This is a genomic window from Ochrobactrum sp. AN78, assembly GCF_029909885.1.
In the GTDB taxonomy this organism is placed as follows: domain Bacteria; phylum Pseudomonadota; class Alphaproteobacteria; order Rhizobiales; family Rhizobiaceae; genus Brucella; species Brucella quorumnocens.
This window is the reverse complement of the sequence record NZ_JASAMU010000007.1, coordinates 235115-258607: the sequence shown is the minus strand read 5'-3', so window position 1 is coordinate 258607 and position 23493 is coordinate 235115. Positions and strand designations below refer to the sequence as shown.

The window sequence follows — 23493 nt, the reverse complement described above, 5'->3', positions numbered from 1 at the left end:
AGACTGCAACGATGACTGTTTACGCGGTCAGCCGAAACAGCCAGTCGTGGTATGGGGAACAGGTCGGCATCCTCATTCTGGATGCCGCCTATCCCTGCGTGCCCGGCAATGTCGGCAATGCGACTACATATAAATACCCGGTGCGTTATCAGGAGGTGCGCGGCGCGTCCATTGATCGTCTGCTGAACCAGCGTGATCCGGCGCTGCGCGAAGCTTTCGTGGAAGCGGCACTTGAGCTGCAAGGACGCGGTGTCAAAGCCATTACAGGTGCCTGTGGGTTCATGGCATATTTTCAGGAAGAGGTTGCCGAAGCTGTCGATATTCCGGTCTTTCTGTCGAGCCTGATGCAGATCCCATTCATGCATGCAGTGGCGCGTGGCACTGTAGGCGTTATTACTGCCAATGCAGAACGCCTGACACCCCGCCATTTCGCTGCGAGTGGCATCCCGGATACGATCCCGGTTGTGTTGGCTGGAATGGAAGATCAGGCCGAGTTTCGCGAAGCGATCCTTGAAGAAAAAGGAACTCTTGATTCAGCAGCAATCGAACACGAAGTTTGTGAAGTTGCCAAAAAACTGGTTCGCGATAATCCGGAAGTACGCTCCATTCTGCTCGAATGCAGTGATCTGCCACCCTATGCACATGCCGTGCAGAAGGTGACGGGTAGGCCAGTTTTCGATTTTATCTCAATGATCAATTATGTCCAGCAGACTGTTGCTTGTCGTCCCTATCAAGGCTTCATGTAATCCGCTTGATAAAGAGGAGCTTCCCGATGTCGCTTGATCACTATTTCCTCCTTGGCCGATCCGGGCTGCGCGTAAGCCGTCTTGCGCTCGGCGCGATGACGTTTGGCAATGGGGGCGTGAGAGGGATCGGCGGCTCTTGGGGCACAGATGAAGACAATGCCCGCACCATCTTCAATCGCTATCTGGAGGTGGGTGGCAATTTCATCGATACTGCGGACTCCTATGGCGCGGGTCTCAGCGAAACTCTGGTTGGCAAGTTCGTCACGGAAACTGCAAATCGTGATCAGGTAGTGATTGCGACCAAATATTCGAACAATCTGCAGCCCGGCAATGCCAATGCGGGTGGCAATAGTCGCAAGAACATGATGCGTGCTGTTGACCAGTCGCTGAAACGTCTGAAGACCGATTACATTGATCTTTATATGGTACACACATGGGACGGTATGACCCCTGTGGAAGAAGTGATGCGCGGCTTCGATGATCTGATACGCGCTGGTAAAATCCGTTATTGTGGCCTGTCCGATGTGCCGTCCTGGTATGCGGCGCGGGCGCAAACATGGGCGGAAGCACATGCACTTTCGCAACCGATCAGCCTGCAGCTGCCGTATTCGCTGGTCGAACGCAGCATTGAACAGGAATTTGTACCACTCGGACAGAATCTTGGAATGGGCATTACCGCCTGGAGTCCATTGGCTATGGGGCTTCTGTCTGGCAAATACCGTGCGGGCGGTGAGGGGCGTCTCAATCGCAATAATGCTGAGGGGTTAGGGCTCTTCACTGAGCGCAATATGCGTATCGTAGCTGCACTTTCTGAAGCGTCCGACGCTATGGGAAAATCAATGGCTCAGATCGCACTTAACTGGGTCGTCACTCAGCCCGGTATTGGCGCCGCTATCATCGGCGCAAGCAAGCTTACCCAGCTGGATGATAATCTCGGTGCGCTTGCGTTTACGATCCCCGACGAACTGCGCATGAAGTTGGATGAGGCAAGTGCGATCCAACCGACTTATCCGTACTCACTGTTTGTCCCAGATTATCAGGCGGGTATCCTCAATACGGGTGTTTCAGTTGGCGATAAGCCGCACGGTTATATGCCTTCGAAATTCGTACCCAAGGTCGGTGACTACGCTTTCGGCAAATCCACCAAAGACTCTTGAAATTTCAGAAAGAACAATCATGAATGACATGCCAGTCAAGGTGCGACCCGTGGCCTGCATCGATCCTACACTTTTTGTTCTGACGCTGGATTGTGATGACAAGCCTGGTATCGTGGCGGCAATCACAACGGAACTTGCCGCAGTGGGGGGCAATATTGCCGAAAGCAATCAGTTCCGTGACAAGCTGACCAACCGCTTTTTCATGCGCATCGCTTTCACTGCTCCGCTTGGCATGTCACGCGATGCCATAGAGCACGCATTGAAGCCGGCCGGCGAACGATTTGGTATGAAATTCACGGTTGCTGACGCGAACCGCAAACCAAAGATCGTGCTTATGGTGTCGAAGTTCGACCATGCCATGTTGCATCTTCTCTATCAGATCAGGGTGGGTTGGCTGAATGCCGAGATTGTCGCGGTGGTGTCCAACCACGAAGATAGTCGAGAGACTGCCGAAAGCGCTCAAATTCCATATCATTATTGGGCCGTGAATAAAGATAACAAAGCTGAGCAAGAGGCGCGGTTGCTTGATCTCGTGCGGGAAAGCCAGGCTGATCTCGTTGTGCTCGCCCGCTATATGCAGGTGCTCTCAGATAATCTTTCGAACCGTCTGTTCGGCAAAATCATCAATATCCATCATTCGTTTTTGCCGTCCTTCAAGGGTGCCAAGCCGTATCATCAGGCATTCGAACGCGGCGTGAAACTGATTGGTGCGACCGCGCATTATGTAACACCAGACCTTGATGAAGGCCCTATCATCGAACAGGAAACCGAGCGGGTGACGCACTCCATGAGTGCTGAGGATTTTGTGGCAACGGGTCGCGATATCGAGAGTCGTGTTCTGGCGCGCGCGGTAAAGATGCATGCAGAAAACCGCGTTATGCTGAATGGGCATAAAACCGTTGTGTTTGCACAATAACCAAAGCGTTCCCAGCAAAAGTTCGAAGCGATTTTCGGGATAGGTTTTAAATGCCAAATTCGGCATCTGCGCCTTGTTCCAGCAACCAGTCGCGAAACAGTTCAGCGCCTCGTTTTGGTGGGCGCTGGGCTGGCATGACAAGATGAATAATATCGCCGGATCGGTTGAAAATATCGATTGCGGGGACGAGACGACCGGCCGCGATGTGGTCACGAACGAGATGCTTCCAGCCAAGTGCGATGCCCTGTCCAAATACTGCAGCTTCAATGGAACTAAGCGCGTCGGTGAAGACAAAGTCTTGCTCTATACGCGGGTTGGGCACACCGCTTCGTTCAAGCCATTCCCGCCATCCAAGCCGCGACCGATGCCGTTCCTCGAAATGCAATAATGTGTGGTTGAGGAGATCCTGCGGGGATTTGATTGCTCCGTGTTCTTCCAGATAGGACGGGCTGCAAACAAGCCATACTTCTTCGGTCACAAAAGGCCATGAATGGATGCCGGGCCACTTACCATTCCCTAGCCGGGCCGAAACGTCGATGTCTTCTTCAAGCATATCCTGATCGTCACGGCTGCTTTCCTCGATGCGAAGGGCCACATCGGGATGTTTTTCCTTGAAGCTTTTCAAACGCGGCAGCAACCAGAGCTGCACAAAAGACGACGAGAACGACACCCGAATAATGTCGCGCGAATGCTTCTTGCGCATGGAAGAGATGACCATGTGCAGATGATCGAACGCTTCCTGCGTTTCGCGATAAAGCCTTTGCCCCTCAGCTGTCAGCTCCAGACGACTGCGGTCGCGCCTGAAAAGCTTCAGACCGGTCGCTTCCTCTAACAATTTGATGGTCTTGCTCACCGCAGGCTGGCTGACGTTCAGCTCTTCTGCCGCCGCCGTGAAGCTTAGACGGCGAGCCGCCGCCTCAAACACGAAAAGATAGTTGGCAGAGGGGATCAGAGAGCGGAGTCTATGCATAATCTGAAGTTATACCTATGCGGATTTTTTATCAAGCTCACAGCGTCGAGAACCCTCTGTAATGTAATGCCAAACGGGACTGTCTGGCTGCTCAGTCTGATCGCTGGTCATCCCCACAAAATATGACATGGAAGGGAACTTGGAATGCAGACTCATGCACGCGCGGTGGTCATCGGGGGAGGGTGCGTTGGTGCCTCAATTCTATATGGTCTGGCAAAAAGAGGTTGGTCAGACGTCGTTCTGTTGGAACGTACCCAGCTTACCGCCGGTTCGACATGGCACGCCGCGGGCCTGATCCCTTCTTATGCACGTAACATCAATATCGGTCGAATGATCAACAAGTCGATCGAGATTTATGAAGGGTTGGAAGCTGAGACAGGACAACATGTTGGCTGGCACAAATGCGGACAGCTGCGCATTGCCAACACGCGTGACCGGCTTGACGAATATAAAAGCTATATGAGTGTCGCCGAGGTGCAGGGCATTCGGGCAGAACTCGTGTCTCCGACTCGTGCTCGTGAGTTATGGCCTTTGCTTGAAAACAATCCTGATATGCTTGGCGCGCTCTATCATCCTGACGATGGCCATATCGCGCCTGCTGACGTGACCATGGCGCTTGCCAAGGGTGCACGCGACAATGGTGCCAAGATTTACCTCAACACACAGGTAAATGGCTTCGAGCGTCTGCCGAGCGGCGAGTGGAAGGTGAAAACCAATAATGGTGACATCATCTGCGAGCACATCATTTCAGCCACCGGTAACTATGCTCGTCAGACCGGCGCGATGCTTGGGCTTGATATTCCGGCAATTCCGATTGTCCATCAGTACTGGATCACCGATGCCGTACCCGAAGTGATTGAGCGCAAGCGTCAGGGCTTGCCGGAAATGCCGATCCTGCGTGATGAAGGTTTTGAAGGCTACCTGCGCGAAGAGGGCGATGGCCTGATGTTTGGCCCTTATGAAAAGACCGAACATCTGAAGTTGTTTGCTGAAAACGGTGTGCCTGAGTGGTTTGGTGCCGATCTGCTGGAAGAGGATTTTGATTCCGTTTCGTGGAATTGGGAACGGGCGATGGAACTTGTGCCAACGCTTGGCCGCGTTGGCATTAAGGCCAATGTGCGCGGACCATTCCAGATGACAGCCGACGAGTTGCCGCTGGTCGGGCCTGCTTGGGGGTTGGATAATGTCTGGCTCGCAGAAGGTGTACCAGGCGGCATTTTGTGGGGTGGCGCTATCGGCTACTATCTCTCTGAGCGCATCGTTGAAGGAAGCAACAGTATCGATACGAGCGAACTCGACCCGCGCCGCTTCGGTGATTATGCCAACAAGAACTGGACACGTGAAAAGGTGCGAGAAGCATGGGGCACTCATGCGGATCAACAGTATCCGGGTCAGGATATGCCTGCAGCGCGTCCGCAGAAGACTGCCCCGTCCTATGATCGGTTGACGGAACTGGGTGCGGTCTGGGGCTGCCTCAACGGCTGGGAAATGCCGAACTGGTTTGCACCGAAGGGCGTGGAAGCCAAGGATCAGTACAGCTGGCGTTGGACCGAAAAGGGCAAATATGTTGGCGAGGAAGTCGAAGCGGTGCGCAATGCGGTCGGCCTTGTTGAAATGACGCCGATGACCAAGTTTGAAGTCAGTGGTCCGGGCGCAGAAGCGTGGCTTGACAGTATTCTTGCTAATCGACTGCCGAAAGTGGGTCGTGTTAATCTCGCCCATCATCTGACGAAAACGGGCGGAGTGCAGGCAGAATATGTCGTAGCTCGCATGGATGATGACAACTTTTATATGATTTCCACACCGCGTGCCGAACGCTGGAATTTCGATGACCTGTCAAAGCTTCTGCCAAAAGACGGCAGCGTGAGCTTGCGCAACGTCACCAATGATCGTGGCTGTTTCACGATTGTTGGGCCGAAAGCCCGCGAGGTTCTGCAATCGCTGACAGAGATCGATCTGTCCAACGAGGCATTTCCGTGGTTTGGCATCAAGTCGGGAACGGTCGGGCTTGCCAGTGACGTGCGTCTGTTGCGCGTTAATTACGAAGGCGAACTCGGTTGGGAACTCTATCATCCGCTCGCTTATCAGCGGCATTTGCTGGAAGCATTGCTGGTTGCAGGTAAAGAGCATGGCTTGCGTCTCATCGGCCTGCATGCACTGGAGTCGCTGCGTCTCGATAAATCCTATCGTGCGATGTATCGCGACATGAATCCTGAGTTAAGTGCTTGGGAGAGCGGTCTAGAACGCTTTATCCGTCTCGACAAGGGCGATTTCATCGGTAAACAAGCCCTGCTTGCAGAAAAGGAGCGCGGTATCAAACTGCGCTCCGTGACGCTTGCCGTCGAAACAGATGGTGCCAGCACGCTGACCTCGGAAGGCTTGTATCATGACGGCAAGCTCGTCGGCCGTGTTACATCGGGCAGTTATTCGTACACTTTCAAACATGATATCGCGCTGGCGCTGCTACCTTTGGAACTGGGTGTGCCGGGAACTGAACTTGAGATCCCGGTTCTGGGTGAAATGCGCAAGGCTCGCGTAATTGAAGATTCGCCTTACGATCCGGAAGCCAAGCGTGCACGCGTTTAACATGCAGATGACGCAAAACCATGTTTCTATTTGAATGAAAGGTTAGCCTTATGAAGGTAGTCGTCGCAGTAAAGCGGGTTGTAGATTACAACGTAAAGATCCGTGTTAAGGGTGATGGTTCGGGCGTTGAGCTATCGAACGTGAAGATGTCGATGAACCCTTTTGACGAGATTGCAGTTGAAGAAGCGATCCGTCTTAAGGAAGCAGGCAAGGTGACGGAAATCATCGCGGTTTCGGTTGGCCCGGCACAGGCACAGGAAACGCTGCGCACGGCGCTTGCCATGGGTGCGGATCGTGCCATTCTGGTCAAGGTTGACGAAGCTGTCGAGCCGCTTGGTGTTGCCAAGGTGCTGAAAGGCGTTGTCGAGGCTGAACAGCCAGACCTCGTGTTCCTGGGCAAGCAGGCGATTGATGACGACGCCAACCAGACTGGTCAGATGCTTTCGGCGCTTCTCAACTGGAGCCAGGCGACTTTTGCATCGAAAGTTGAACTGGGTGACGGTTCGGCCAAGGTGACCCGCGAAGTTGACGGCGGTCTTCAGACCATTGATGTGAAGCTTCCAGCCATTGTGACGGTTGATCTTCGTTTGAACCAGCCGCGTTATGCATCGCTGCCAAACATCATGAAGGCCAAGAAGAAGCCACTTGATGAAAAGTCGCCTGCCGATTTCGGTGCTGATATTGCGCCGCGTCTTAAGGTTTTGAAGACCGAAGAACCGGGTGGCCGCAAGGCGGGCGTCAAGGTCGGTTCGGTTTCCGAACTGGTCGAGAAGCTCAAGGCCGATGGCGTATTGTAAGAAATCGGAAGGGACAAGATAAATGGCTATTCTTCTTATTGCCGAACATGACAATGCAAGCCTTTCCGATCAGACAGCAAAGGCACTGACGGCTGCCGGTAAAATCGGTGGCGATGTGGACGTGCTGGTTGCAGGCAAGGGTGCGAAAGCTGCGGCTGACGCAGCTGCAAAGCTTTCCGGTGTGCGCAAGGTTCTGCTGGCTGAAAGCGATGCGCTGGAAAACCGCCTGGCTGAGCCATTGGCAGCACTCATTGTTGAACTTGCAGGCCAGTACGACACGATCATCGCACCAGCAACCACTTCAGCCAAGAACGTGCTTCCACGCGTTGCAGCACTTCTCGATGTGATGCAGCTGTCTGAAATCATGGAAGTGGTGTCCGCTGATACGTTCAAGCGTCCGATCTATGCAGGCAATGCAATCCAGACTGTGCAGTCAACTGATGCCAAGAAGGTCATCACCGTTCGTACGGCTTCGTTCCAGGCTACCGGCGAAGGTGGTTCGGCTGCGGTTGAAAGCGTGAATGCTGCGAGCGATCCGGCACTGTCGAGCTTTGTTGAGAACGCGCTTTCGGGTGGGGATCGTCCGGAGCTGACCTCTGCCAAGATCATTATCTCGGGCGGTCGTGCACTTGGTTCATCGGAAAAATTCCAGGAAGTGATCCTGCCTGTTGCTGACAAGCTTGGTGCTGCGGTTGGTGCCAGCCGTGCGGCAGTTGATGCGGGCTATGCACCAAACGACTGGCAGGTTGGCCAGACCGGCAAGGTGGTTGCACCTGATCTTTACATCGCAGTTGGTATCTCGGGCGCGATCCAGCATCTTGCAGGCATGAAAGACAGCCGCGTGATCGTTGCGATCAACAAGGACGAGGAAGCTCCGATCTTCCAGGTTGCCGATTACGGCCTCGTCGGGGATCTCTTCACCGTGTTGCCGGAAATGGAAAAGGCTTCATTCTAGATATGCAACAGGTCGCCAGACGTTTAGTCTGGCGACCTGTTTAGCTCAAGCTGTCTCAAAATTGTTCAGAAACGTCGATACTGTCTTCATGCAAAGATCGCGTTCTTCCACATGTGGCATGTGGCTCGATTCCTCAAAAAGCACCCATTCACTACCCGGGACATTGTCGACGTAAGGTTTCACCACCAAAGGGGTAGCCTCGTCATAACGACCGGAGATGACAAGCGTTGGTGCTTGAATTCGGTTGAGACGGTCTTCAATCGTCCAGTCCTTCATCGTGCCAATCACATGGAATTCGGTCGGGCCATTCATGTTGCGATAGACGGTATTGTCTTCATCCATGATGGCGAAGGTTCGCGCGACTTCCTTTGGCCATGGGCTTACGCGGCAGACATGACGATCGTAAAATACCCGCGAAGCGGCGATATATTCAGGATCGGTCAGACTGCCTTCTTCTTCATGTTTCAACAAAGTTTGTTGTACTTCGGAAGGGAGTTCAAGCCGTAAGCGGTTGGCCTCCGCGACCCAAGTTCGCATGTTGGCAGGTGAGTTGGCGATCACCAGTGCTTTGAGGCCAGCCGGTTTTCGCACGGCATGTTCGGCACCCAATATTCCACCCCATGATTGTCCCAGATAGGCATAGCGATCCTGAATGCCGAGATGTGTCAGAAGGTTATCCAGCTCTTCCAGAAACAAATCCACGGTCCAGAAATCGGGGCCTTTATCTGGAAGACGTGTGGAGTTTCCGTTGCCGAGTTGGTCATAGTGAATGACCGCACGATCATCGAGCGATGCAATGTCCTTGAAAGCATCGACATAGTCATGCGTGCAGCCGGGGCCGCCATGAGCGACGACGAGCGGGAGTTTTTCTGAATCTAGTGAGCCGGTAATGCGGTACCAAGTCTGATAATCGCGGAAAGTGGCGAAGCCTTCCGTCTGATTGATTGAAGCCAATTGGTCCTCCATTTGTGCGTTTTTAGAGAACCATAGCGCCGCTTTTGGGGTGGCGGCAGCTATCATAACTTATAGGTCTAGTGGATTGAACCTGACATATGATCGACGTCTGTGTCTTAGGGATGCAAATATCGGAAACAGACCGCCAGGCCGCAATCAGGCATCAAGCAGTCGCGCACGTGTCGCTCGAACAACGGCCTGAGTGCGGTTCTTTGCCCCCAGTTTTTTGGCGGCGGCGTTGAGATGCATCACAACTGTCGGAACAGACCTGTCGATGATACGGGAGATTTCTTTCGCTGAGAGGCCTTCAGCTGCATAGCGCAGGCACTCGCGTTCGCGAACTGTGAGGTGCACCTTCCCAATGCCGCGAGTATGTTCGTCAAAAAGCTCATATGCGCTTTGATGGAAAATCTGTGCCATCAGATTGAAATCGGCCACATAGCGCAAAGCGCGCTGTCTGAAATCGGATCGTGGGCCAGAAAATACACCTGTGACGGTCGCATAATCGCCATGTGGCATATGAATGGGAACGGTGACGCCTGCAGATATATCGCGCTCATGAAGATAGTGTGCGACGGGTGCCGTGTCTTCCGTCATGAACTCCTGCAGCAGCGATTCAGCCCGCTCATCATAATTCCAGAAGAATGGTACAGATGCCCTACACGCGAGGCGCTGAACCGGATCAATGCGGAAATAGCCTTTTTCGGCCCAAAATTCGAGCATATCATCACTGATATTGCGCAGTTTCATCAGCGACGGTCCCATCATGTCGCCATTCATGTCGAAAGCGGATGGAGTGTAATCGTAGATGAGGGCTTCGAAGCCAAGCGGTTTCATAGCCTGAAATATCTCATCAATGCGCCCATCGAGCGTTTGGTGAGCAGTAAAGTTCTGTCTGAAGGTCTCAATCTCGTCTCGCATCACGGTCTCCGAAACCTACCTCCCAATTGCATCCTATCACTTCTTATAGCTGGTGTAGTTTAGTTATTCGGTCCAAAATCAAAAGAAAAATGATGCCGACAATTCGACGCGGGAAACGGGTCGATGCGGTGATCGGGGAACAGATGTGGCGTGAGATGAAACCGGACAACCGGTATGAAGTGTCTGTCGGCACTCATAAGGTGGTGGCGTATAGTTTTGGAACCGGAGACGAGGTGGTTTTCTGCCTCAACGGCGGACCCGGTTTGCCGTGCGACTATTTAAGAGATGCGCATTCGTGTCTGGTCGACGACGGCTACCGCGTGGTGGCTTTCGATCAGCTTGGCACGGGGGCGTCTGATCGGCCAATTGATCCTGCATTGTGGACAATCGCGCGCTATGTCGAGGAAACTGAAACCGTTCGTCAGGCGCTTGGTCTTGGTAAGGTGCATCTTGTTGGTCATTCCTGGGGCGGTTGGCTTGGAATTGATTATGCACTGACTTATCCGCAAAATCTGAAGACGCTTATTCTCGAAGATACAGTCGCGGACATGCCGCATCTGGTGAGTGAACTGGAGCGGTTACGCAGTGCGCTGGGGTCAGAAACTGTTGCGATGATGCAGAAGCATGAAGCGCAGGGAAGGCTCGATCACCCGGAATATGCGGCGGCGATCACGATCCTCAATTATCGCCACGTCTGCCGCCTGTCGGATTGGCCAGCACCCGTAAGGCGTTCGCTCGATGATTGGAACATGGGGCCATACGGCACGATGCAAGGTCCGAATGAGTTTCTCTATACGGGTAATCTGAAAGACTGGAACCGTCTGCCTGATCTCGGCAAGATCGAGGTTCCGGTGCTGATCACGGTTGGTGAGCATGATGAGCTGACGCCTGCCTGCGCGCTGCGCATGAAGCTTGCCTTGAAAAATGCCGAACTGCATGTGGTGCCAAATGCCAGCCATATGCCGTTTTACGAGAACCCGACTTATTACTACCCGGCCCTTACCAGCTTTCTCAATCGACATCGTTCCTCTCGATAGATCAGAATATTAGGGAGAAACTCCGCAGCTCATGCATCGCTTCCAGTTTGTACTCCGTCGCCCCTTTCAGTTGCTGCCGGTTCTGTTCGGCATCAGTGTCATCACATTCGTACTGGTCCGGCTTATTCCGGGTGATCCGGCACGTGTGCTTCTAGGCACGCGCGCGACGCCCGCAGCCATTGCCAATATTCGTGCGCAGTATGGCCTCGATGAACCCATGTGGCTTCAATATCTCTATTTCCTGCGCAACATCGCGAATGGCGAAATGGGCAAGTCGATCCTTTATAAAATTGACGTTCTGAAGCTGATTGCGACACGCATCGAACCCACTTTGATGCTGGTTATTTGTAGTGTCATTCTTTCGATCCTGATAGCGGTTCCTTTAGCGGCGATCGCTGCACGGCGTAACAGTAAACTCAGCGATCATGTGATACGCACGGTGTCGACATTCGGGATCGGCTTTCCGCCTTTCTGGCTCGCTCTGATGCTGATTATCCTCTTTAGCGTGAAGCTCGATCTGCTGCCGGTATCAGGCTATGGCAACACGTTGAAAGAGAAGCTGGCGCATCTGGTTCTGCCGAGTCTGACGATAGCCCTTTCACTCTCAACTGTACTTGCGCGCAGCCTGCGCGCTGCGATGATCCAGTCACTCAATTCGGATGTTGCCACAGCTGCCAGAGCTCGCGGAATGCCTGAAAGCATTGTTTTCTGGCGACACGTTTTACCCAACTCTCTTGTACCGACTGTCAATTTGCTTGCCGTCAACATCGGCTGGCTGATCGGCAGCACAGTGGTCGTCGAGAGCGTGTTTGCGCTTCCGGGCATGGGGCAGTTGCTTGTGCGCGCGATCTTCTCCCGCGATTATATGGTTGTGCAGGGTGTAGCCATGGTCTTTGCCTGCGCAACGGTTATGGTCAATTTCATGGCCGACATTGCCACTGTCGCCCTTGATCCAAGGGTGAAGCTATGAGTGCGCGTCTTATCCCCATCACCTTGATCAACTGGCGTCGCTTTCTGAGCCAGCGGACCACGCTTGCCATCGGAATCGGTGTTCTTGCCTTCTTTGTACTGCTGGCTTTTGGCGCACCGTTGATCGCGCCTTTTGATCCAGTTGTTCAAAATGCCGACGTTCGTCTGCAGCCACCGTCATGGTTGCATCCGTTCGGGACCGATAATTTCGGACGGGATATTCTCTCACGCGTTATCTGGGGTGCACGTATCGATCTTCAGATCGCAGTCTTCGGCGTTATATTCCCCTTTGCCATTGGAACCGTCGTCGGTACGGTTGCCGGTTTTTTTGGTGGCATCGTTGATACGATCTTCATGCGTCTGATCGATATCATTCTGGCATTCCCATTTCTGGTTCTGATGCTGTCGATCATTGCCATTCTAGGGCCGGGCCTGACGAGTTTCTATATAGCCATGGCACTGGTTGGATGGGTTTCATACGCCCGCCTTGTTCGGGCACAGATACTGGTTTTGAAATCCACAGACTATGCCGTTGCTGCGGAAAGCCTTGGGTTCAGCCGTTTCCGCATCATGTTTCGCCATCTTCTGCCGAATGCGATTGCCGGTTCGCTGGTTTTCGTAATGTCGGATGCGGTTCTCGTGCTGCTGAATGGTGCAGCAATCAGCTATCTCGGGCTCGGCGTACAGCCGCCGGTTGCCGAATGGGGCGTCATGGTTGCCGAAGGCCAGCCGTTTGTAACGACTGCCTGGTGGATCACGTTGTTTCCGGGGCTCTCTATCGTGTTTCTGGCTTTTGGTTTTAGCATGCTCGGCGATGGACTGGGTGAAGCGCTGGGAGTGCATGAATGACAAAGTCAGTTCTTTCGATCCGCAATCTTCAGGTTGATGCTTACTTGCCGGATGAAACCAGGCGCTTGATCGATGACGTTTCTCTCACGCTCAACCAGGGTGAAATTCTTGGCTTGGTCGGTGAAAGCGGATCGGGGAAAAGTTTACTTTGCCGCTCGATAGTCAGGCTTTTGCCATCATCGATTTTAAAGATCACCGCAGGTTCGGTCATGCTCGGCGGCACGGATTTGGCACAGGCGAGCAAAGCTGAATTGCTTGCGGTGCGTGGTGGCAAGATTGGTATGATTTTCCAGAATCCGACCAGCCATCTTGATCCCGTAATGAGTGTTGGCGACCAGATCGCAGAAGGCATACGCTTTCATAAGGGGCTGGATAAGATTAAAGCCCGCACAGCAGCAATCGAAATCATGGCGCAGGTCGGGTTTACAGACCCGACGCGCCAATATGGCAGCTATCCGCATGAGTTTTCAGGCGGGATGCGTCAACGTGCGATGATTGCGGTGGCTCTTTCCTGCGACCCTGAAATTCTCATCGCTGATGAGCCGACAACTGCGCTTGATGTCACCATTCAAGCGCAGATACTCCAGCTTTTGATGGACATTCGTGATCAACGCGGGCTCTCTATTATTCTCATCACGCATGATCTTGGGGTGGTCGCGCAGACTTGTGATCGTATTGCAGTGATGCGCAATGGGAAGGTGCTGGAACAGGGACTGAAGAGCGAAGTTCTCAGCAATCCCCGCGATCCCTACACACGCAATCTCATAGCCAGCCATCCGTCGTTGCCTGAAACGGCCTCATTGCGTCTCGTTCCTCAGTTGGGGGAGCCGCCGCTGTTGCAGGTCAATGATCTGCACGTTCGTTACGCTGTCGCTGGGGGATTCCTCAAGGCCCGGAAAACGAGCGCGTTAAAGGGTGTCAGTCTTGAAGTTCAGGCTGGTGAGACGATCGGAATCGTTGGGGAATCTGGCAGCGGGAAAAGTACACTTGCCCGTGCGATTTTAGGCCTGACACCAATCGCCGAAGGCAGCATTACATTCGACGGATTGACGCTCAGCCCTGATCGTAAGGAAGCTCTGGCGGCACTGCGTCGTGATGCGGCCATGGTATTTCAGGACCCGTTCAATTCGCTCAATCCGCGCATGACGGTTGGTGAAACCTTAGCCGAAGTGCTGCGGGTACAAGGCAAGGTCGACGCCAAGAATATACCTCCGCGCATTGCCGAGCTGCTGGATCTCGTTGGGCTAGATCAAAGCTTTGCCGCGCGCAAGCCACGCAGCCTGAGCGGCGGACAATGTCAGCGCGCCGGTATAGCGCGCGCTTTGGCAGTGGAGCCAAAAATGATCATCGCCGACGAGTGTATCGCAGCACTCGACGTCACCATTCAGGCACAGATCGTTGATTTGTTTCGCGAGCTCAAAAGCAAGATGCAGCTGACCTTGCTTTTCATCGCCCATGACCTTGCTGTCGTGCGCAATCTCTGTGAGCGCGTGGTCGTTATGTATCATGGTGAGATCGTTGAAGAGGGATTAAGCGCCGAGGTTTTTGCGCATCCGAAAGAGACTTATACGGCGGCACTCATCAGCGCGATACCAGATATTGATCCCACGAAATCGCTGTTTGAAGAAAGAATTCTTGCTGAAGCATCCTGAACAAGCATCGAAAACGATGTGCAACTAACCAAAAAATATGAGGGGAAATACACATGCTTAAAAAATGGATGAAGATCGGTTTCGTCACCGTCATGACGAGCATGACATTTGGTGCGGCACTTGCCGAAGCAGCGGGTGTTTTGACAATCGGACGACGCGAGGACTCCTCCACTTTCGATCCAATCAAAACCGCCCAGAACATCGACAACTGGGTGTTCTCAAACGTCTATGACGTGTTGGTGCGAGTCGACAAGACAGGCACGAAACTTGAGCCCGGTCTTGCTGAAAGTTGGACGATTTCGGATGACGGTCTCACTTATACGTTCAAACTACGCGATGCGAAATTCTCGGACGGATCGCCGATTACTGCCGAAGACGCTGCTTTCTCACTTCTGCGTATTCGTGACAATCCAGCTTCTCTGTGGAGTGACTCTTATAAGGTCGTGGACACAGCCGAAGCTGCTGATCCACATACGCTGGTCGTTAAACTGAAAACGCCGTCGGCACCATTCCTGTCCACGCTAGCGCTCCCCAATGTCTCGGTTCTTTCTAAGAAGGGACTGGAAGAGCTGGGAGAGGATGGTTACGCTGAAAAGCCAGTGGCATCTGGTGCGTTTGTGGTGGATGAATGGCGTCGTGGTGACCGTGTCATTCTGAAAAAGAATCCGAATTTCTGGGAGGCGGATCGCGTCAAGCTTGATGGTGTCGAGTGGATTTCGGTCCCCGACGATAATACGCGGATGCTCAACGTGCAGGCAGGTCAGCTGGATGCCGCGATCTTCGTACCGTTCTCGCGCGTGGCCGAGCTGAAAAAAGACCCCAATTTGAAGGTCCATGAAGATACGTCCACACGCGAAGATCATCTGTTGATCAATCATGAGCACGGTGCACTTGCGAAGAAGGAAGTCCGTCAGGCGCTGGACATGGCCATCGACAAGCAGTCGATTGTCGATACCGTGACATTCGGTATTGGTCAGGTTGCGAATTCCTACATACCGAAGGGTGCTCTGTATCATTACGCGGATAATCTCAAGCGTCCGTATGATCCGGAAAAGGCCAAGCAGATGCTGGCCGATGCTGGCGCATCGGACTTGTCGCTCAATTATATCGTCAATGCTGGCAACGAAACGGACGAACAGATCGCAGTTCTTCTACAACAACAGCTTCAGAAGGCAGGCGTCACCGTTAATCTCCAGAAAGTCGACCCCAGCCAGAGCTGGGATATGCTGATTGCGGGTGATTACGATATCTCTGTCATGTACTGGACCAATGATGTTCTTGACCCGGACCAGAAGACCACATTCGTTTTGGGTCACGATACCAATATGAATTACATGACCCGATACAATAATGAGAAGGTAAAAGACCTTGTCGCAGCGGCGCGTCTGGAGCTTGATCCGAAGAAGCGTGAAGCGATGTATATCGATCTCCAGAAAATGGCGAAGGACGACGTCAACTGGATCGACCTCTATTACAGCCCTTATATCAATGTCACGGGCAAGAACATTGAGAATTTCTACCAGAACCCGCTCGGACGCTTCTTTCTCGAAGATACTGTGAAGAACTAAATTTGTCAGGCTAAGGCGAAAATGTAGCGGCGGGCTTTGCCCGCCACTTTATTGTCATCACTTGCGCAAGTGATAATTGACCTCGAAAAATTCAAATTCGAGACGGACAGCACGCTGGAAGAAGTCGTGACATATCTCAGATTGCGCCGGGCCAATCCGATCCAGCTCGACTTGGAGAAAGCTTACAAACTCTCGGAAAGAAGGATTGTCATGTAGTGTGATCCATTCTGCATGAACGAAATTTTCAGGACGTGGCGATTGCGCGCGGGATGCCCAATCGAGATAAAGACCTTCAGCCACGTTGAGAACCGAGAGTATTGCACCATAGGAGCGCGTGTCAGCGGCTTCACGCATGATTGCTTTGAACCCGATGGTCGGTTCGGTATCGGGGATATTTGCGCGTTGTTCTTCGCTTACATTGAGTGCTGTGAAAGCGCGAAGAAAATAGGTGTTTTCTTCTCCTGAGACCATGCCGGCGAAACGTCCAAAGCGCAGCCGCGCCTCAATCGTGTCGGCTGTGGCCATTGCTGCGCCCAGCAAAGTGAGGAAGCTGTCTAGAAAACGATGGTCCTGAACCAGATAGGATGCCATAGACGCATCCGAAAGAGTGCCCGCGCAGAGCTCTTTGACGAAAGAATGCTCAACCGCCTGCGTCCACAATGGTTCGCTTTCTTGCTTTAATATTTGAAAGAAATGCTTGGTCATAAAGCTACCTTTTTGCTGGCAGCGAGACCGTGTGAATTTGGCATTATACGGCCTCGCAGTGAGACCGGCAAAAGGCTGGCTTAAACTTCCCCATCCCTTCGCCGGCATGATCCGGATCAGGTTCGAAGGGTCACGGCGCTGCGCTTGCCAGCCGTATCTCAGCCCCTTGCGGGACTCCCCTTGGTGTCAAAAGTCTTAATCGAGACTCTCGCCAACGTCGAGCCATCGGGGAGTCGATGAATTACATACAACCAAATTGAAATCGTCGCTTGATGATACGTCAGTCAGTCGGCCTTATCGGATTGTGCAAGTTCAAGCTCTCTGCGTCTCAACATCTCAAACATGGATGTAGTACGCAGATTTGTCTTGCGATCAATCTCGCCGCCCTTCTGCCAGATGCCATATTTCTCACGGAAATAATCGACGACAAGCAGATCAGCCTCAATACGGTCATGTCCTTCCTGAACCAGATTAAGCAGCGCATCTACTCTGCTTCCTTTGCCTTCACGAAGGTGGCGTCGTTTTCCGGTATTCCAGATTGGAATGCCCACACGTTCCAAATGCCCGGAAATCCACGGGTCGTCGACTGTCCACATGACATCTGGAATATCGTAAAAAAGCTCGTCAAACCATTCGGGGCGAACAAGCACGCCGGCAAAGCCGGAAATCTGATCGACATACCCCGGAGTGGCTAGGTTGGGTTTAATTGTGAAAAGGCAGAGTATCCGTTTCACTCTATATATAGAGCCTTTGTGTTTCCAACGGCTGCGCGGAAGCCTGTCTGATGGACGGCAATTATCGGATATATCCGGAAATGTTTCGCCCACTTCGATAATACACGTATTCGGTTTTTGGGCCGTTTCGCTTTTAAAGCGTGCATGCCAGCCACGATCGTAAATCTTATCATCGTCGCAGAATAGAATGTCGACATCCTGACCCTTCAGATCCCTGGCTGCTGGAAGGACTTTCGTCGCAGGGCCATAGTCCTGATCACAACGGCAGATGGTTACACCCTTCGGCACAACCGGCAGTGTTCCATCCCAATCGGGAAAGCGGCGGTATGTCTCCGGTATATAAAGCCTAATTTCGTGGGCTTTTAAGTTCTGAGATAAAAGAGACTTTAAGGTCGGCTGTATCAGATGAAAGCGCGAGGGTATCGATGATAAGCTGATGATCGTCGGTCTATTCAATTTCGAACCCTTTGAGCAATCTGGTCTGTTGAAACGTGATTCCACGCGCTCCGATTAAATGTGTTGTTAGCGTTGATTTTATCAAATGAAAAGTTATACGGACTAACGAATAGCCATGCATATATCATATGCTTTGACCCAAGCGCGAAAGCATGAACGTTAGAGCGGCGAACCCGACAATGCAGGTCGCAAAAGCCGTCAGAGAAACATTGAACCAGTACATGATATATAACTTTCGCAGCCCTGCATTGCAAAAAGTTTACTATTATACTCATGTTTAAATTGCAAGAGCTCTTATATGCACCGCAAGAATTTTGCACTGTCTTAGCAGGCGGAGTGTTTCATGCTGCACGAACATAGCAAGCTAATCGACGTGTTGCGCTTCGTTCAACGAGGACTGGCGGGATTTGATGGCATTCAGCAACGGCAATAGGGCATCGTGTGGAAAAGCCACAGCCCTTTGGTGGATTGGCAGGGCTTGGCAGGTCGCCACGTAAAACGATCCGTTTACGTTGCCGCTGGGCCAGAGGATCAGGCAGTGGAATGGCCGATATCAAAGCCTCCGTATAAGGATGTTCTGGCCGGTTGAAGACCTCGGAGGTTTTACCTGTTTCGACGATCCGTCCAAGATACATGACCGCTACACGATCCGCGAAATGCCGGACGACCGAGAGATCATGGCTGATGAACAGATAGGACAGTCCGAATTGTCGTTGAAGATCGAGCAGCAGGTTGAGTATTTGCGAACGGATCGAAACATCGAGCGCTGAAACAGGTTCATCCAAAATCATGAGTTTGGGATTGAGTGCCAGCGCTCTAGCGATCACGATGCGCTGTCTCTGCCCCCCTGAAAACGCACTTGGCCTTCTCGCTGCATGTTCTGCATGCAGGCCTACAAGCTTGAGCAGTTCTACCACGCGCGCACGTCGTTCAGACGCTGTGCCGATATTGTGGATAGCTAGCGGCTCAGCGATGCTTTCTCCGATCGTCAGTTTCGGATTGAGTGCCGAGGCAGGATCTTGAAACACGATCTGAATATCACGTGAAAGTCCGCGTATTGTTTCAGACAGACCATGCGTGACTGGCTTGCCGTCGAAGCTGATGTTGCCGGATGTCGCTCTGGTCATCCCGAGGATTGCCGTGCCGAGCGTGGATTTACCACAGCCGGATTCGCCGACTAGTGCCACACTTTCCCCGTGGCCAATCTCAAGATCGACGCCATCAACCGCTTTTACAAACTTGACGGCTCGACCTAGAAGACCGCCACGAATGGGATAATGAACTTTAAGATTTTTAACGGAAAGCAGCATGTCGCTCATACCAGTGATCCCACTTGTTGCGAACGCCAGCAAGCCGCAGCACCAACATTGATGCGCGCTGAAAGCGGCGGTACATGCTTCCTGCATTGATCTTCCGAGATCGGGCAGCGGGGCGCGAAGCGGCAACCATCAGGCCATGAGCCGATGTCAGGCACAATGCCTTCGATAGTTGGTAGATAGGTTTTCGGTTCGCCTTCGAGACGTGGAATGGTTGAGAGCAACAGCTTTGTATAAGGATGCTCTTGGCCAGAGAAAATTGCATCGACCGGTGCCTGCTCAATGACGCGACCTGCATACATCACAGCCACGCGGTCGGCCATATCGGCGACGACGCCCATGTCATGCGTGATGAGCAGGATTGCCGTTCCGGTCTCATCGCGAAGCTTTTTCATGAGATCGAGTATTTGCGCCTGAATAGTCACGTCGAGCGCCGTTGTCGGTTCATCGGCGATCAGAAGGCGAGGACGGCAGATCAAGGCCATGGCGATCATTGCCCGCTGGCACATCCCACCGGAAAGCTCGAAAGGATATTGCCCAAAACGAATTTCAGGTTCAGGAATTCCCACTTCTTCAAGCATGGCAATGGCAGCGTGACGCGCTTTCTTTCCACTCAAATTGCGATGAACAACAAGGCTTTCCTCAATCTGCCTACCGATTTTCATCAGGGGATTGAGAGATGCGACCGGCTCCTGAAAGATCATCGCGAGATCATTGCCACGCAAATTGCGCTTGATCTTTTCGGATGTGCTAACAAAATCGTACTCGCCGAACATAATGCGCCCAGATGCAATATTGGCTACCTTGGGCAATAGTCCCATTACGGAGAAGGCTGTCAGCGATTTTCCGCAGCCGGACTCGCCGACAACAGACAGGATTTCGCTTTCATTGACCTGAAAGCTGACTCCATCCACCACCGGTTGGCCTGCAATATGAACGACAAGCTCATCGACTATAAGCACAGGTTTTGTCATTCTGCCTCCGTGCGTACCGCTGCCCATGGATGGTAGGGATGAGCCATTCCGATATTGTGGCCATCTTCGCGCATCACAACAGAGGGGATGGAGAAGTTCACCGGATAGAGCGTGTCGGCGATGATTTCGACCGGAAACTCTTCGCTTAAACGTGATGCAACATCGGGCTGCGCACGTTCACTGACGCGAAGCTTTACGCCACTTGCATCGATGCGTGGCGCATGAAATGCCTCTTCGGGCGACATGCCGAATGCATCGATATAGGACAATATCTGCGTGATTGCTGGCATGATCTGACGTCCACCTGCAGCGCCAAGGGCGATATATGGCAGGCCGCTTTTGTTCGCAATAATTGGGCACATATTTGCAAGCGGCTTCACGCCCGCCGCAATGGAATTTGGTTGGCCGGGACGAGGGTCGAACCACATCATGCCATTGTTCATGAGAAGATCGAGCGACGGCGCAACTACTTTCGAGCCGAAGCGCGACAACAGCGTGTTGGTCAGCGAAACCATGATTCCATCACGGTCAACAACGCTGATATGTGTGGTGCAGCTTTCGCCGCTGCTGCCATGACCGAGTGTACGAAGCCGTTCTTCAGATGCACGGCGGATGGCGCGCGCAAAGGAGAGCGCGGTTTTTCCGGAACATGCGTCTTCGTTCGGCAATGTCCTGCCGAGTTCCTCGAGAGCGCGCGCGAGTGTTGGCCCACCGGAAAGTCCCGGCATAGCGTGAACAGTGGTGCCGCGATAATCAATAGTGAGCGGCTTTTTCCACTCAGGCTGGAAGCCGCGCAGATCGTCCTTTTCGATGTGGCTGCCGCCAGCGCGCAAATCCGCAATCAGCTTTTCGGCGATTTCGCCTTCGTAGAAGTCGCGTGCGCCTGCCTGTGCCAGTCGCTCCAGCATGGCAGCTTTCTTCGGCATTGGAATGCTGCGTGGCGCCCCTGTTTCAGGAACACGCGGCGCGCGGCCATTGTCAAGAAATAGCGCGCTTGAGGCAGGAAAGCGGTTCAGCCCTTCGGTGTCGATAGCGAGGCAAAGTGTGGTGAACCAGTCAATTTGCAGCCCATTTCGTGCATGGTCGATTGCCGGTTGTAGCGCATCGGCGAAGCTGATCGAGCCAAAGCGTTCCAGTGCAGATGCGAGGCCAGCAATAGCGCCCGGCACACATATGGAGCTGTAACCTATGAGATTTCGGTCTTCGGCAACTTTGGGCCAGTTGAACCAGTCGCCGTCACTCCCGGGTGCCAATGGATAGTCATTTGGGTCAAGCCGGCACGGGGATACTACGTTGAAATCTAGCGCATCCACGTTTCCGTCTTTGCCACCAGCGCGCAGGAGAAAACCACCACCGCCGACACCTGAAAGCCAGGGCTCCACCACACTCAAGACGAGTGCCGTCGTGACTGCTGCATCCATTGCGTTGCCGCCGCGGCGCAAGACCGCTGCGCCCGCTTCAGCGGCAAGCCAGTTCTGGCAGGCGACCATGCCGCCTTCACTCAGGGTTTGCTTTTTTTGGATAGCCCAGCTTTCAGCCATTCGTCTGTCCAAATCTGCGAATACCGATAGGGTCGGGTATTTTCGCTTCGACAGCAAAGCGCCCTACATTGGTGGATGAAGCATGGTGTGCGGCAATCTCAGCCGCCGTTGCGACCCACGCATCTTTCTGGTTGGTGATGTTGTCCAGCAGTTCCTCCAGAAGGGCGATGCGCTGCGCACGGCCTGAAATCCAGTCATGTACGGTCAGCGTAAACAACCCACCGAAACGGTGCAGTGTGCGCCACTCCGAAATCCAGTCATTCAATATTGCCTGCCCGGATTGAAGCGGCCACTTGTCCCGTCCGCCACCTTCAAACTTGAAGAAAATCGCGTCGTCAGTGGCCCATTGAACGGGGATCTCCGTGATGCCGTCGATCTCGTAGGGATGATCGAAGCCGGATAGTGATGTGTCATAAGCCAGTCCAACACGCTTGATCTCGCGCAGCATATGCGGCGTGATTTCCCATGCGGGTGACCGAAAGCCGACTGGCGTCTTGCCGGTTTGTTTGACGAACAGCTCTATACTTGCTTCAAGCGCACCGGTGAACTCTGCATCCGACACATCGGCGACGATCTCATGAAAATAGCCATGAAGGCCGACCTCATGCCCGGCTTCAATGAGGGCTGGCAGGATTTCCGGGTTGGTTTCGGCAGTCAGTCCGGGGACATAGAAACTGGCTTTCACGTTGTATCGCGCGAAAAGGTCAATCAGCCGATAAAGCCCGGTGCGCGGGCCGAAGCTACGGATTTCGAGCGTTGCCAGCCGATCAGGAAGGCCATCGCGATGCGCCCACATGAACGGCACCTGCGCGTCCACATCGACGGATAGAAGCGTTGCTGACTGCTTTCCAGATGGCCACTGATAGTGGGGCCAGGGCGATTTGACGTTTATCCTTTCGGTCATAGCGCCTTCTTCTTTTGCTGAAATACGGCAAGCGAACCGATGGAGTTGCCGCCGTCTACAGTCAGTGTAGCGCCGGTGACATAAGCGGCTGCCGATGATGTGACATAAAGAACGGCGGATGCGACATCTGGAGCGGAAGAAGCACGGCCAAGCGGTATTGATGAAGTTACGGTCTTAACGTGCTCATCAGACAAAGCGCTGACATCGCTTCCGGCGGCAAAACCCGGTTCGACCGCATTGACGCGAATACCATATTCGGCCAGCTCCAGCGCGAAGCCTTTTGTCAGGCGATCGAGCGCGGTTTTGGAGGTGCAATAGGGGACGACCGTGGTGCGCATTTTGCGTGCTGCACCTGACGAGATATTGACGATTGAACCTACTGTTTCCATATTGATCATCTGTTTCGCGAAAAGCTGAGATAGCAGGAATGGAGCGCGCAGATTGATACCCATGATGCGGTCCCAGTCTCCGAGCGAAATGTCGAGCAGGAAGCCTGACGGATATATGCCTGCGTTGTTGACGAGAATATCTGGCGCGTCCCAGCGTGTCGCTACTGTGTCCGCAAAGCTGGTGATAGAAGCTGCATCGATAAGGTCTGAGACAATGCCGAAATGGCCTTCGCCGGGAAGTTCCGCAATGCGCTCATCAAGCTTTGTCTGATCCTGATCGGTAAGGCAGAGGATTGCGCCTTCCTGCGCAAAAGCGGCGGCGATCCATCCGCCGATGATGCCGCCAGCGCCCGTTACGATAACTTTTTTGCCTTTGAATTCATTCTCGAAATTCACG

Annotated in this window: 21 protein-coding genes and 1 riboswitch; of the genes, 11 read left to right on the top strand and 10 right to left on the bottom strand. The window is 53.1% G+C overall.

Going from position 1 to position 23493, the window contains the following annotated elements:
* The first annotated feature begins 11 nt into the window (after positions 1 to 11).
* From QBD00_RS15320 to purU, 3 genes are read left to right on the top strand one after another with little or no spacing between them, the layout of a single operon-like run.
* Positions 12 to 746: an aspartate/glutamate racemase family protein gene (locus tag QBD00_RS15320; RefSeq protein ID WP_095445697.1), complete on the top strand. Its 735-nt coding sequence runs from the start codon at positions 12 to 14 to the stop codon at positions 744 to 746.
* Between the two features lie 26 nt (positions 747 to 772).
* Positions 773 to 1903: an aldo/keto reductase gene (locus tag QBD00_RS15315; RefSeq protein WP_151095821.1), complete on the top strand. Its 1131-nt coding sequence runs from the start codon at positions 773 to 775 to the stop codon at positions 1901 to 1903.
* A 19-nt stretch (positions 1904 to 1922) separates the two neighbouring features.
* The gene (gene purU / locus QBD00_RS15310) at positions 1923 to 2819 is read left to right on the top strand and encodes a formyltetrahydrofolate deformylase (RefSeq protein WP_318579951.1); all 897 of its coding nucleotides are present in this window, start codon (positions 1923 to 1925) and stop codon (positions 2817 to 2819) included.
* 46 nt (positions 2820 to 2865) lie between these two features.
* Here purU and QBD00_RS15305 read toward each other — a convergent pair whose 3' ends face one another.
* Positions 2866 to 3789: a LysR substrate-binding domain-containing protein gene (locus QBD00_RS15305; RefSeq protein ID WP_095444822.1), complete on the bottom strand. Its 924-nt coding sequence runs from the start codon at positions 3787 to 3789 to the stop codon at positions 2866 to 2868.
* Positions 3790 to 3933: 144 nt separating this feature from the next.
* Between QBD00_RS15305 and QBD00_RS15300 the strand changes: the two genes are divergently transcribed.
* The 3 genes from QBD00_RS15300 to QBD00_RS15290 are packed head-to-tail and all read left to right on the top strand — an operon-like array spanning position 3934 to position 8127.
* The gene (locus QBD00_RS15300; protein ID WP_318579950.1) at positions 3934 to 6375 is read left to right on the top strand and encodes an FAD-dependent oxidoreductase; all 2442 of its coding nucleotides are present in this window, start codon (positions 3934 to 3936) and stop codon (positions 6373 to 6375) included.
* A 50-nt stretch (positions 6376 to 6425) separates the two neighbouring features.
* A complete protein-coding gene (locus QBD00_RS15295; RefSeq protein ID WP_095444820.1) occupies positions 6426 to 7172 on the top strand; it encodes an electron transfer flavoprotein subunit beta/FixA family protein in 747 nt (248 codons plus the stop codon).
* 22 nt (positions 7173 to 7194) lie between these two features.
* Positions 7195 to 8127 carry an electron transfer flavoprotein subunit alpha/FixB family protein gene (locus tag QBD00_RS15290; RefSeq protein ID WP_095444819.1) on the top strand — a complete coding sequence of 311 codons (933 nt, stop codon included), beginning with the start codon at positions 7195 to 7197 and terminating at the stop codon, positions 8125 to 8127.
* Between the two features lie 45 nt (positions 8128 to 8172).
* On the opposite strand, the gene QBD00_RS15285 is transcribed toward QBD00_RS15290, so the two are convergent.
* Positions 8173 to 9081, bottom strand: a complete 909-nt coding sequence (locus QBD00_RS15285; protein WP_412535033.1) for a proline iminopeptidase-family hydrolase — start codon at positions 9079 to 9081, stop codon at positions 8173 to 8175.
* A 156-nt stretch (positions 9082 to 9237) separates the two neighbouring features.
* Positions 9238 to 10002, bottom strand: a complete 765-nt coding sequence (locus tag QBD00_RS15280) for a helix-turn-helix transcriptional regulator (protein WP_151094552.1) — start codon at positions 10000 to 10002, stop codon at positions 9238 to 9240.
* 143 nt (positions 10003 to 10145) lie between these two features.
* On the opposite strand from QBD00_RS15280, the gene QBD00_RS15275 reads away from it, so the two are divergent.
* The 5 genes from QBD00_RS15275 to QBD00_RS15255 are packed head-to-tail and all read left to right on the top strand — an operon-like array spanning position 10146 to position 16077.
* Positions 10146 to 11039 (top strand): proline iminopeptidase-family hydrolase, encoded by an 894-nt coding sequence (locus QBD00_RS15275; RefSeq protein ID WP_318579965.1) that lies wholly within the window; start codon positions 10146 to 10148, stop codon positions 11037 to 11039.
* A gap of 31 nt (positions 11040 to 11070) precedes the next feature.
* Positions 11071 to 12009 carry an ABC transporter permease gene (locus QBD00_RS15270; RefSeq protein ID WP_318579948.1) on the top strand — a complete coding sequence of 313 codons (939 nt, stop codon included), beginning with the start codon at positions 11071 to 11073 and terminating at the stop codon, positions 12007 to 12009.
* Entirely contained in the window at positions 12006 to 12857 is an 852-nt protein-coding gene (locus QBD00_RS15265; RefSeq protein WP_151094558.1) for an ABC transporter permease, read from the top strand. The genes QBD00_RS15270 and QBD00_RS15265 overlap by 4 nt, the downstream gene beginning before the upstream one ends.
* Positions 12854 to 14509 carry an ABC transporter ATP-binding protein gene (locus tag QBD00_RS15260; protein WP_318579947.1) on the top strand — a complete coding sequence of 552 codons (1656 nt, stop codon included), beginning with the start codon at positions 12854 to 12856 and terminating at the stop codon, positions 14507 to 14509. The genes QBD00_RS15265 and QBD00_RS15260 overlap by 4 nt, the downstream gene beginning before the upstream one ends.
* 53 nt (positions 14510 to 14562) lie before the next feature.
* Positions 14563 to 16077 (top strand): ABC transporter substrate-binding protein, encoded by a 1515-nt coding sequence (locus QBD00_RS15255; protein ID WP_412535032.1) that lies wholly within the window; start codon positions 14563 to 14565, stop codon positions 16075 to 16077.
* Between the two features lie 57 nt (positions 16078 to 16134).
* Here the strand turns inward: QBD00_RS15255 and QBD00_RS15250 are convergent, their stop codons facing one another.
* The 7 genes from QBD00_RS15250 to QBD00_RS15220 form a co-directional block, all read right to left on the bottom strand.
* Entirely contained in the window at positions 16135 to 16782 is a 648-nt protein-coding gene (locus tag QBD00_RS15250; RefSeq protein ID WP_151094567.1) for a TenA family protein, read from the bottom strand.
* 76 nt (positions 16783 to 16858) lie between these two features.
* Positions 16859 to 16973, bottom strand: a riboswitch (TPP riboswitch).
* A 93-nt stretch (positions 16974 to 17066) separates the two neighbouring features.
* Positions 17067 to 17972, bottom strand: coding sequence for a glycosyltransferase family 2 protein (locus tag QBD00_RS15245; protein ID WP_151094570.1), 906 nt, complete (start codon positions 17970 to 17972; stop codon positions 17067 to 17069).
* A 341-nt stretch (positions 17973 to 18313) separates the two neighbouring features.
* Complete coding sequence (locus QBD00_RS15240) at positions 18314 to 19291, bottom strand: ABC transporter ATP-binding protein (protein WP_191792601.1); 978 nt, start codon at positions 19289 to 19291, stop codon at positions 18314 to 18316.
* Positions 19288 to 20262, bottom strand: a complete 975-nt coding sequence (locus QBD00_RS15235) for an ABC transporter ATP-binding protein (RefSeq protein WP_318579946.1) — start codon at positions 20260 to 20262, stop codon at positions 19288 to 19290. Before QBD00_RS15235 ends, QBD00_RS15240 begins: the two co-directional genes overlap by 4 nt.
* Positions 20259 to 21803 (bottom strand): gamma-glutamyltransferase family protein, encoded by a 1545-nt coding sequence (locus QBD00_RS15230; RefSeq protein ID WP_318579945.1) that lies wholly within the window; start codon positions 21801 to 21803, stop codon positions 20259 to 20261. The genes QBD00_RS15235 and QBD00_RS15230 overlap by 4 nt, the downstream gene beginning before the upstream one ends.
* Positions 21796 to 22707, bottom strand: coding sequence for a polysaccharide deacetylase (locus QBD00_RS15225; RefSeq protein WP_318579944.1), 912 nt, complete (start codon positions 22705 to 22707; stop codon positions 21796 to 21798). The genes QBD00_RS15230 and QBD00_RS15225 overlap by 8 nt, the downstream gene beginning before the upstream one ends.
* On the bottom strand, positions 22704 to 23492 hold the full coding sequence (locus QBD00_RS15220; protein ID WP_151094585.1) for an SDR family NAD(P)-dependent oxidoreductase: 789 nt from the start codon (positions 23490 to 23492) through the stop codon (positions 22704 to 22706). Before QBD00_RS15220 ends, QBD00_RS15225 begins: the two co-directional genes overlap by 4 nt.
* Position 23493 lies beyond the last annotated feature (1 nt).

Excerpts from the sequence above, each read along its gene's own strand:
- QBD00_RS15320 (WP_095445697.1), top strand. The coding sequence starts at position 12 with ATGACTGTTTACGCGGTCAGCCGAAACAGCCAGTCGTGGTATGGGGAA.
- QBD00_RS15315 (WP_151095821.1), top strand. The coding sequence starts at position 773 with ATGTCGCTTGATCACTATTTCCTCCTTGGCCGATCCGGGCTGCGCGTA.
- purU (WP_318579951.1), top strand. The coding sequence starts at position 1,923 with ATGAATGACATGCCAGTCAAGGTGCGACCCGTGGCCTGCATCGATCCT.
- QBD00_RS15305 (WP_095444822.1), bottom strand. The coding sequence starts at position 3,789 with ATGCATAGACTCCGCTCTCTGATCCCCTCTGCCAACTATCTTTTCGTG.
- QBD00_RS15300 (WP_318579950.1), top strand. The coding sequence starts at position 3,934 with ATGCAGACTCATGCACGCGCGGTGGTCATCGGGGGAGGGTGCGTTGGT.
- QBD00_RS15295 (WP_095444820.1), top strand. The coding sequence starts at position 6,426 with ATGAAGGTAGTCGTCGCAGTAAAGCGGGTTGTAGATTACAACGTAAAG.
- QBD00_RS15290 (WP_095444819.1), top strand. The coding sequence starts at position 7,195 with ATGGCTATTCTTCTTATTGCCGAACATGACAATGCAAGCCTTTCCGAT.
- QBD00_RS15280 (WP_151094552.1), bottom strand. The coding sequence starts at position 10,002 with ATGCGAGACGAGATTGAGACCTTCAGACAGAACTTTACTGCTCACCAA.
- QBD00_RS15275 (WP_318579965.1), top strand. The coding sequence starts at position 10,146 with ATGTGGCGTGAGATGAAACCGGACAACCGGTATGAAGTGTCTGTCGGC.
- QBD00_RS15270 (WP_318579948.1), top strand. The coding sequence starts at position 11,071 with ATGCATCGCTTCCAGTTTGTACTCCGTCGCCCCTTTCAGTTGCTGCCG.
- QBD00_RS15265 (WP_151094558.1), top strand. The coding sequence starts at position 12,006 with ATGAGTGCGCGTCTTATCCCCATCACCTTGATCAACTGGCGTCGCTTT.
- QBD00_RS15260 (WP_318579947.1), top strand. The coding sequence starts at position 12,854 with ATGACAAAGTCAGTTCTTTCGATCCGCAATCTTCAGGTTGATGCTTAC.
- QBD00_RS15255 (WP_412535032.1), top strand. The coding sequence starts at position 14,563 with ATGCTTAAAAAATGGATGAAGATCGGTTTCGTCACCGTCATGACGAGC.
- QBD00_RS15250 (WP_151094567.1), bottom strand. The coding sequence starts at position 16,782 with ATGACCAAGCATTTCTTTCAAATATTAAAGCAAGAAAGCGAACCATTG.
- QBD00_RS15240 (WP_191792601.1), bottom strand. The coding sequence starts at position 19,291 with ATGAGCGACATGCTGCTTTCCGTTAAAAATCTTAAAGTTCATTATCCC.
- QBD00_RS15235 (WP_318579946.1), bottom strand. The coding sequence starts at position 20,262 with ATGACAAAACCTGTGCTTATAGTCGATGAGCTTGTCGTTCATATTGCA.
- QBD00_RS15230 (WP_318579945.1), bottom strand. The coding sequence starts at position 21,803 with ATGGCTGAAAGCTGGGCTATCCAAAAAAAGCAAACCCTGAGTGAAGGC.
- QBD00_RS15225 (WP_318579944.1), bottom strand. The coding sequence starts at position 22,707 with ATGACCGAAAGGATAAACGTCAAATCGCCCTGGCCCCACTATCAGTGG.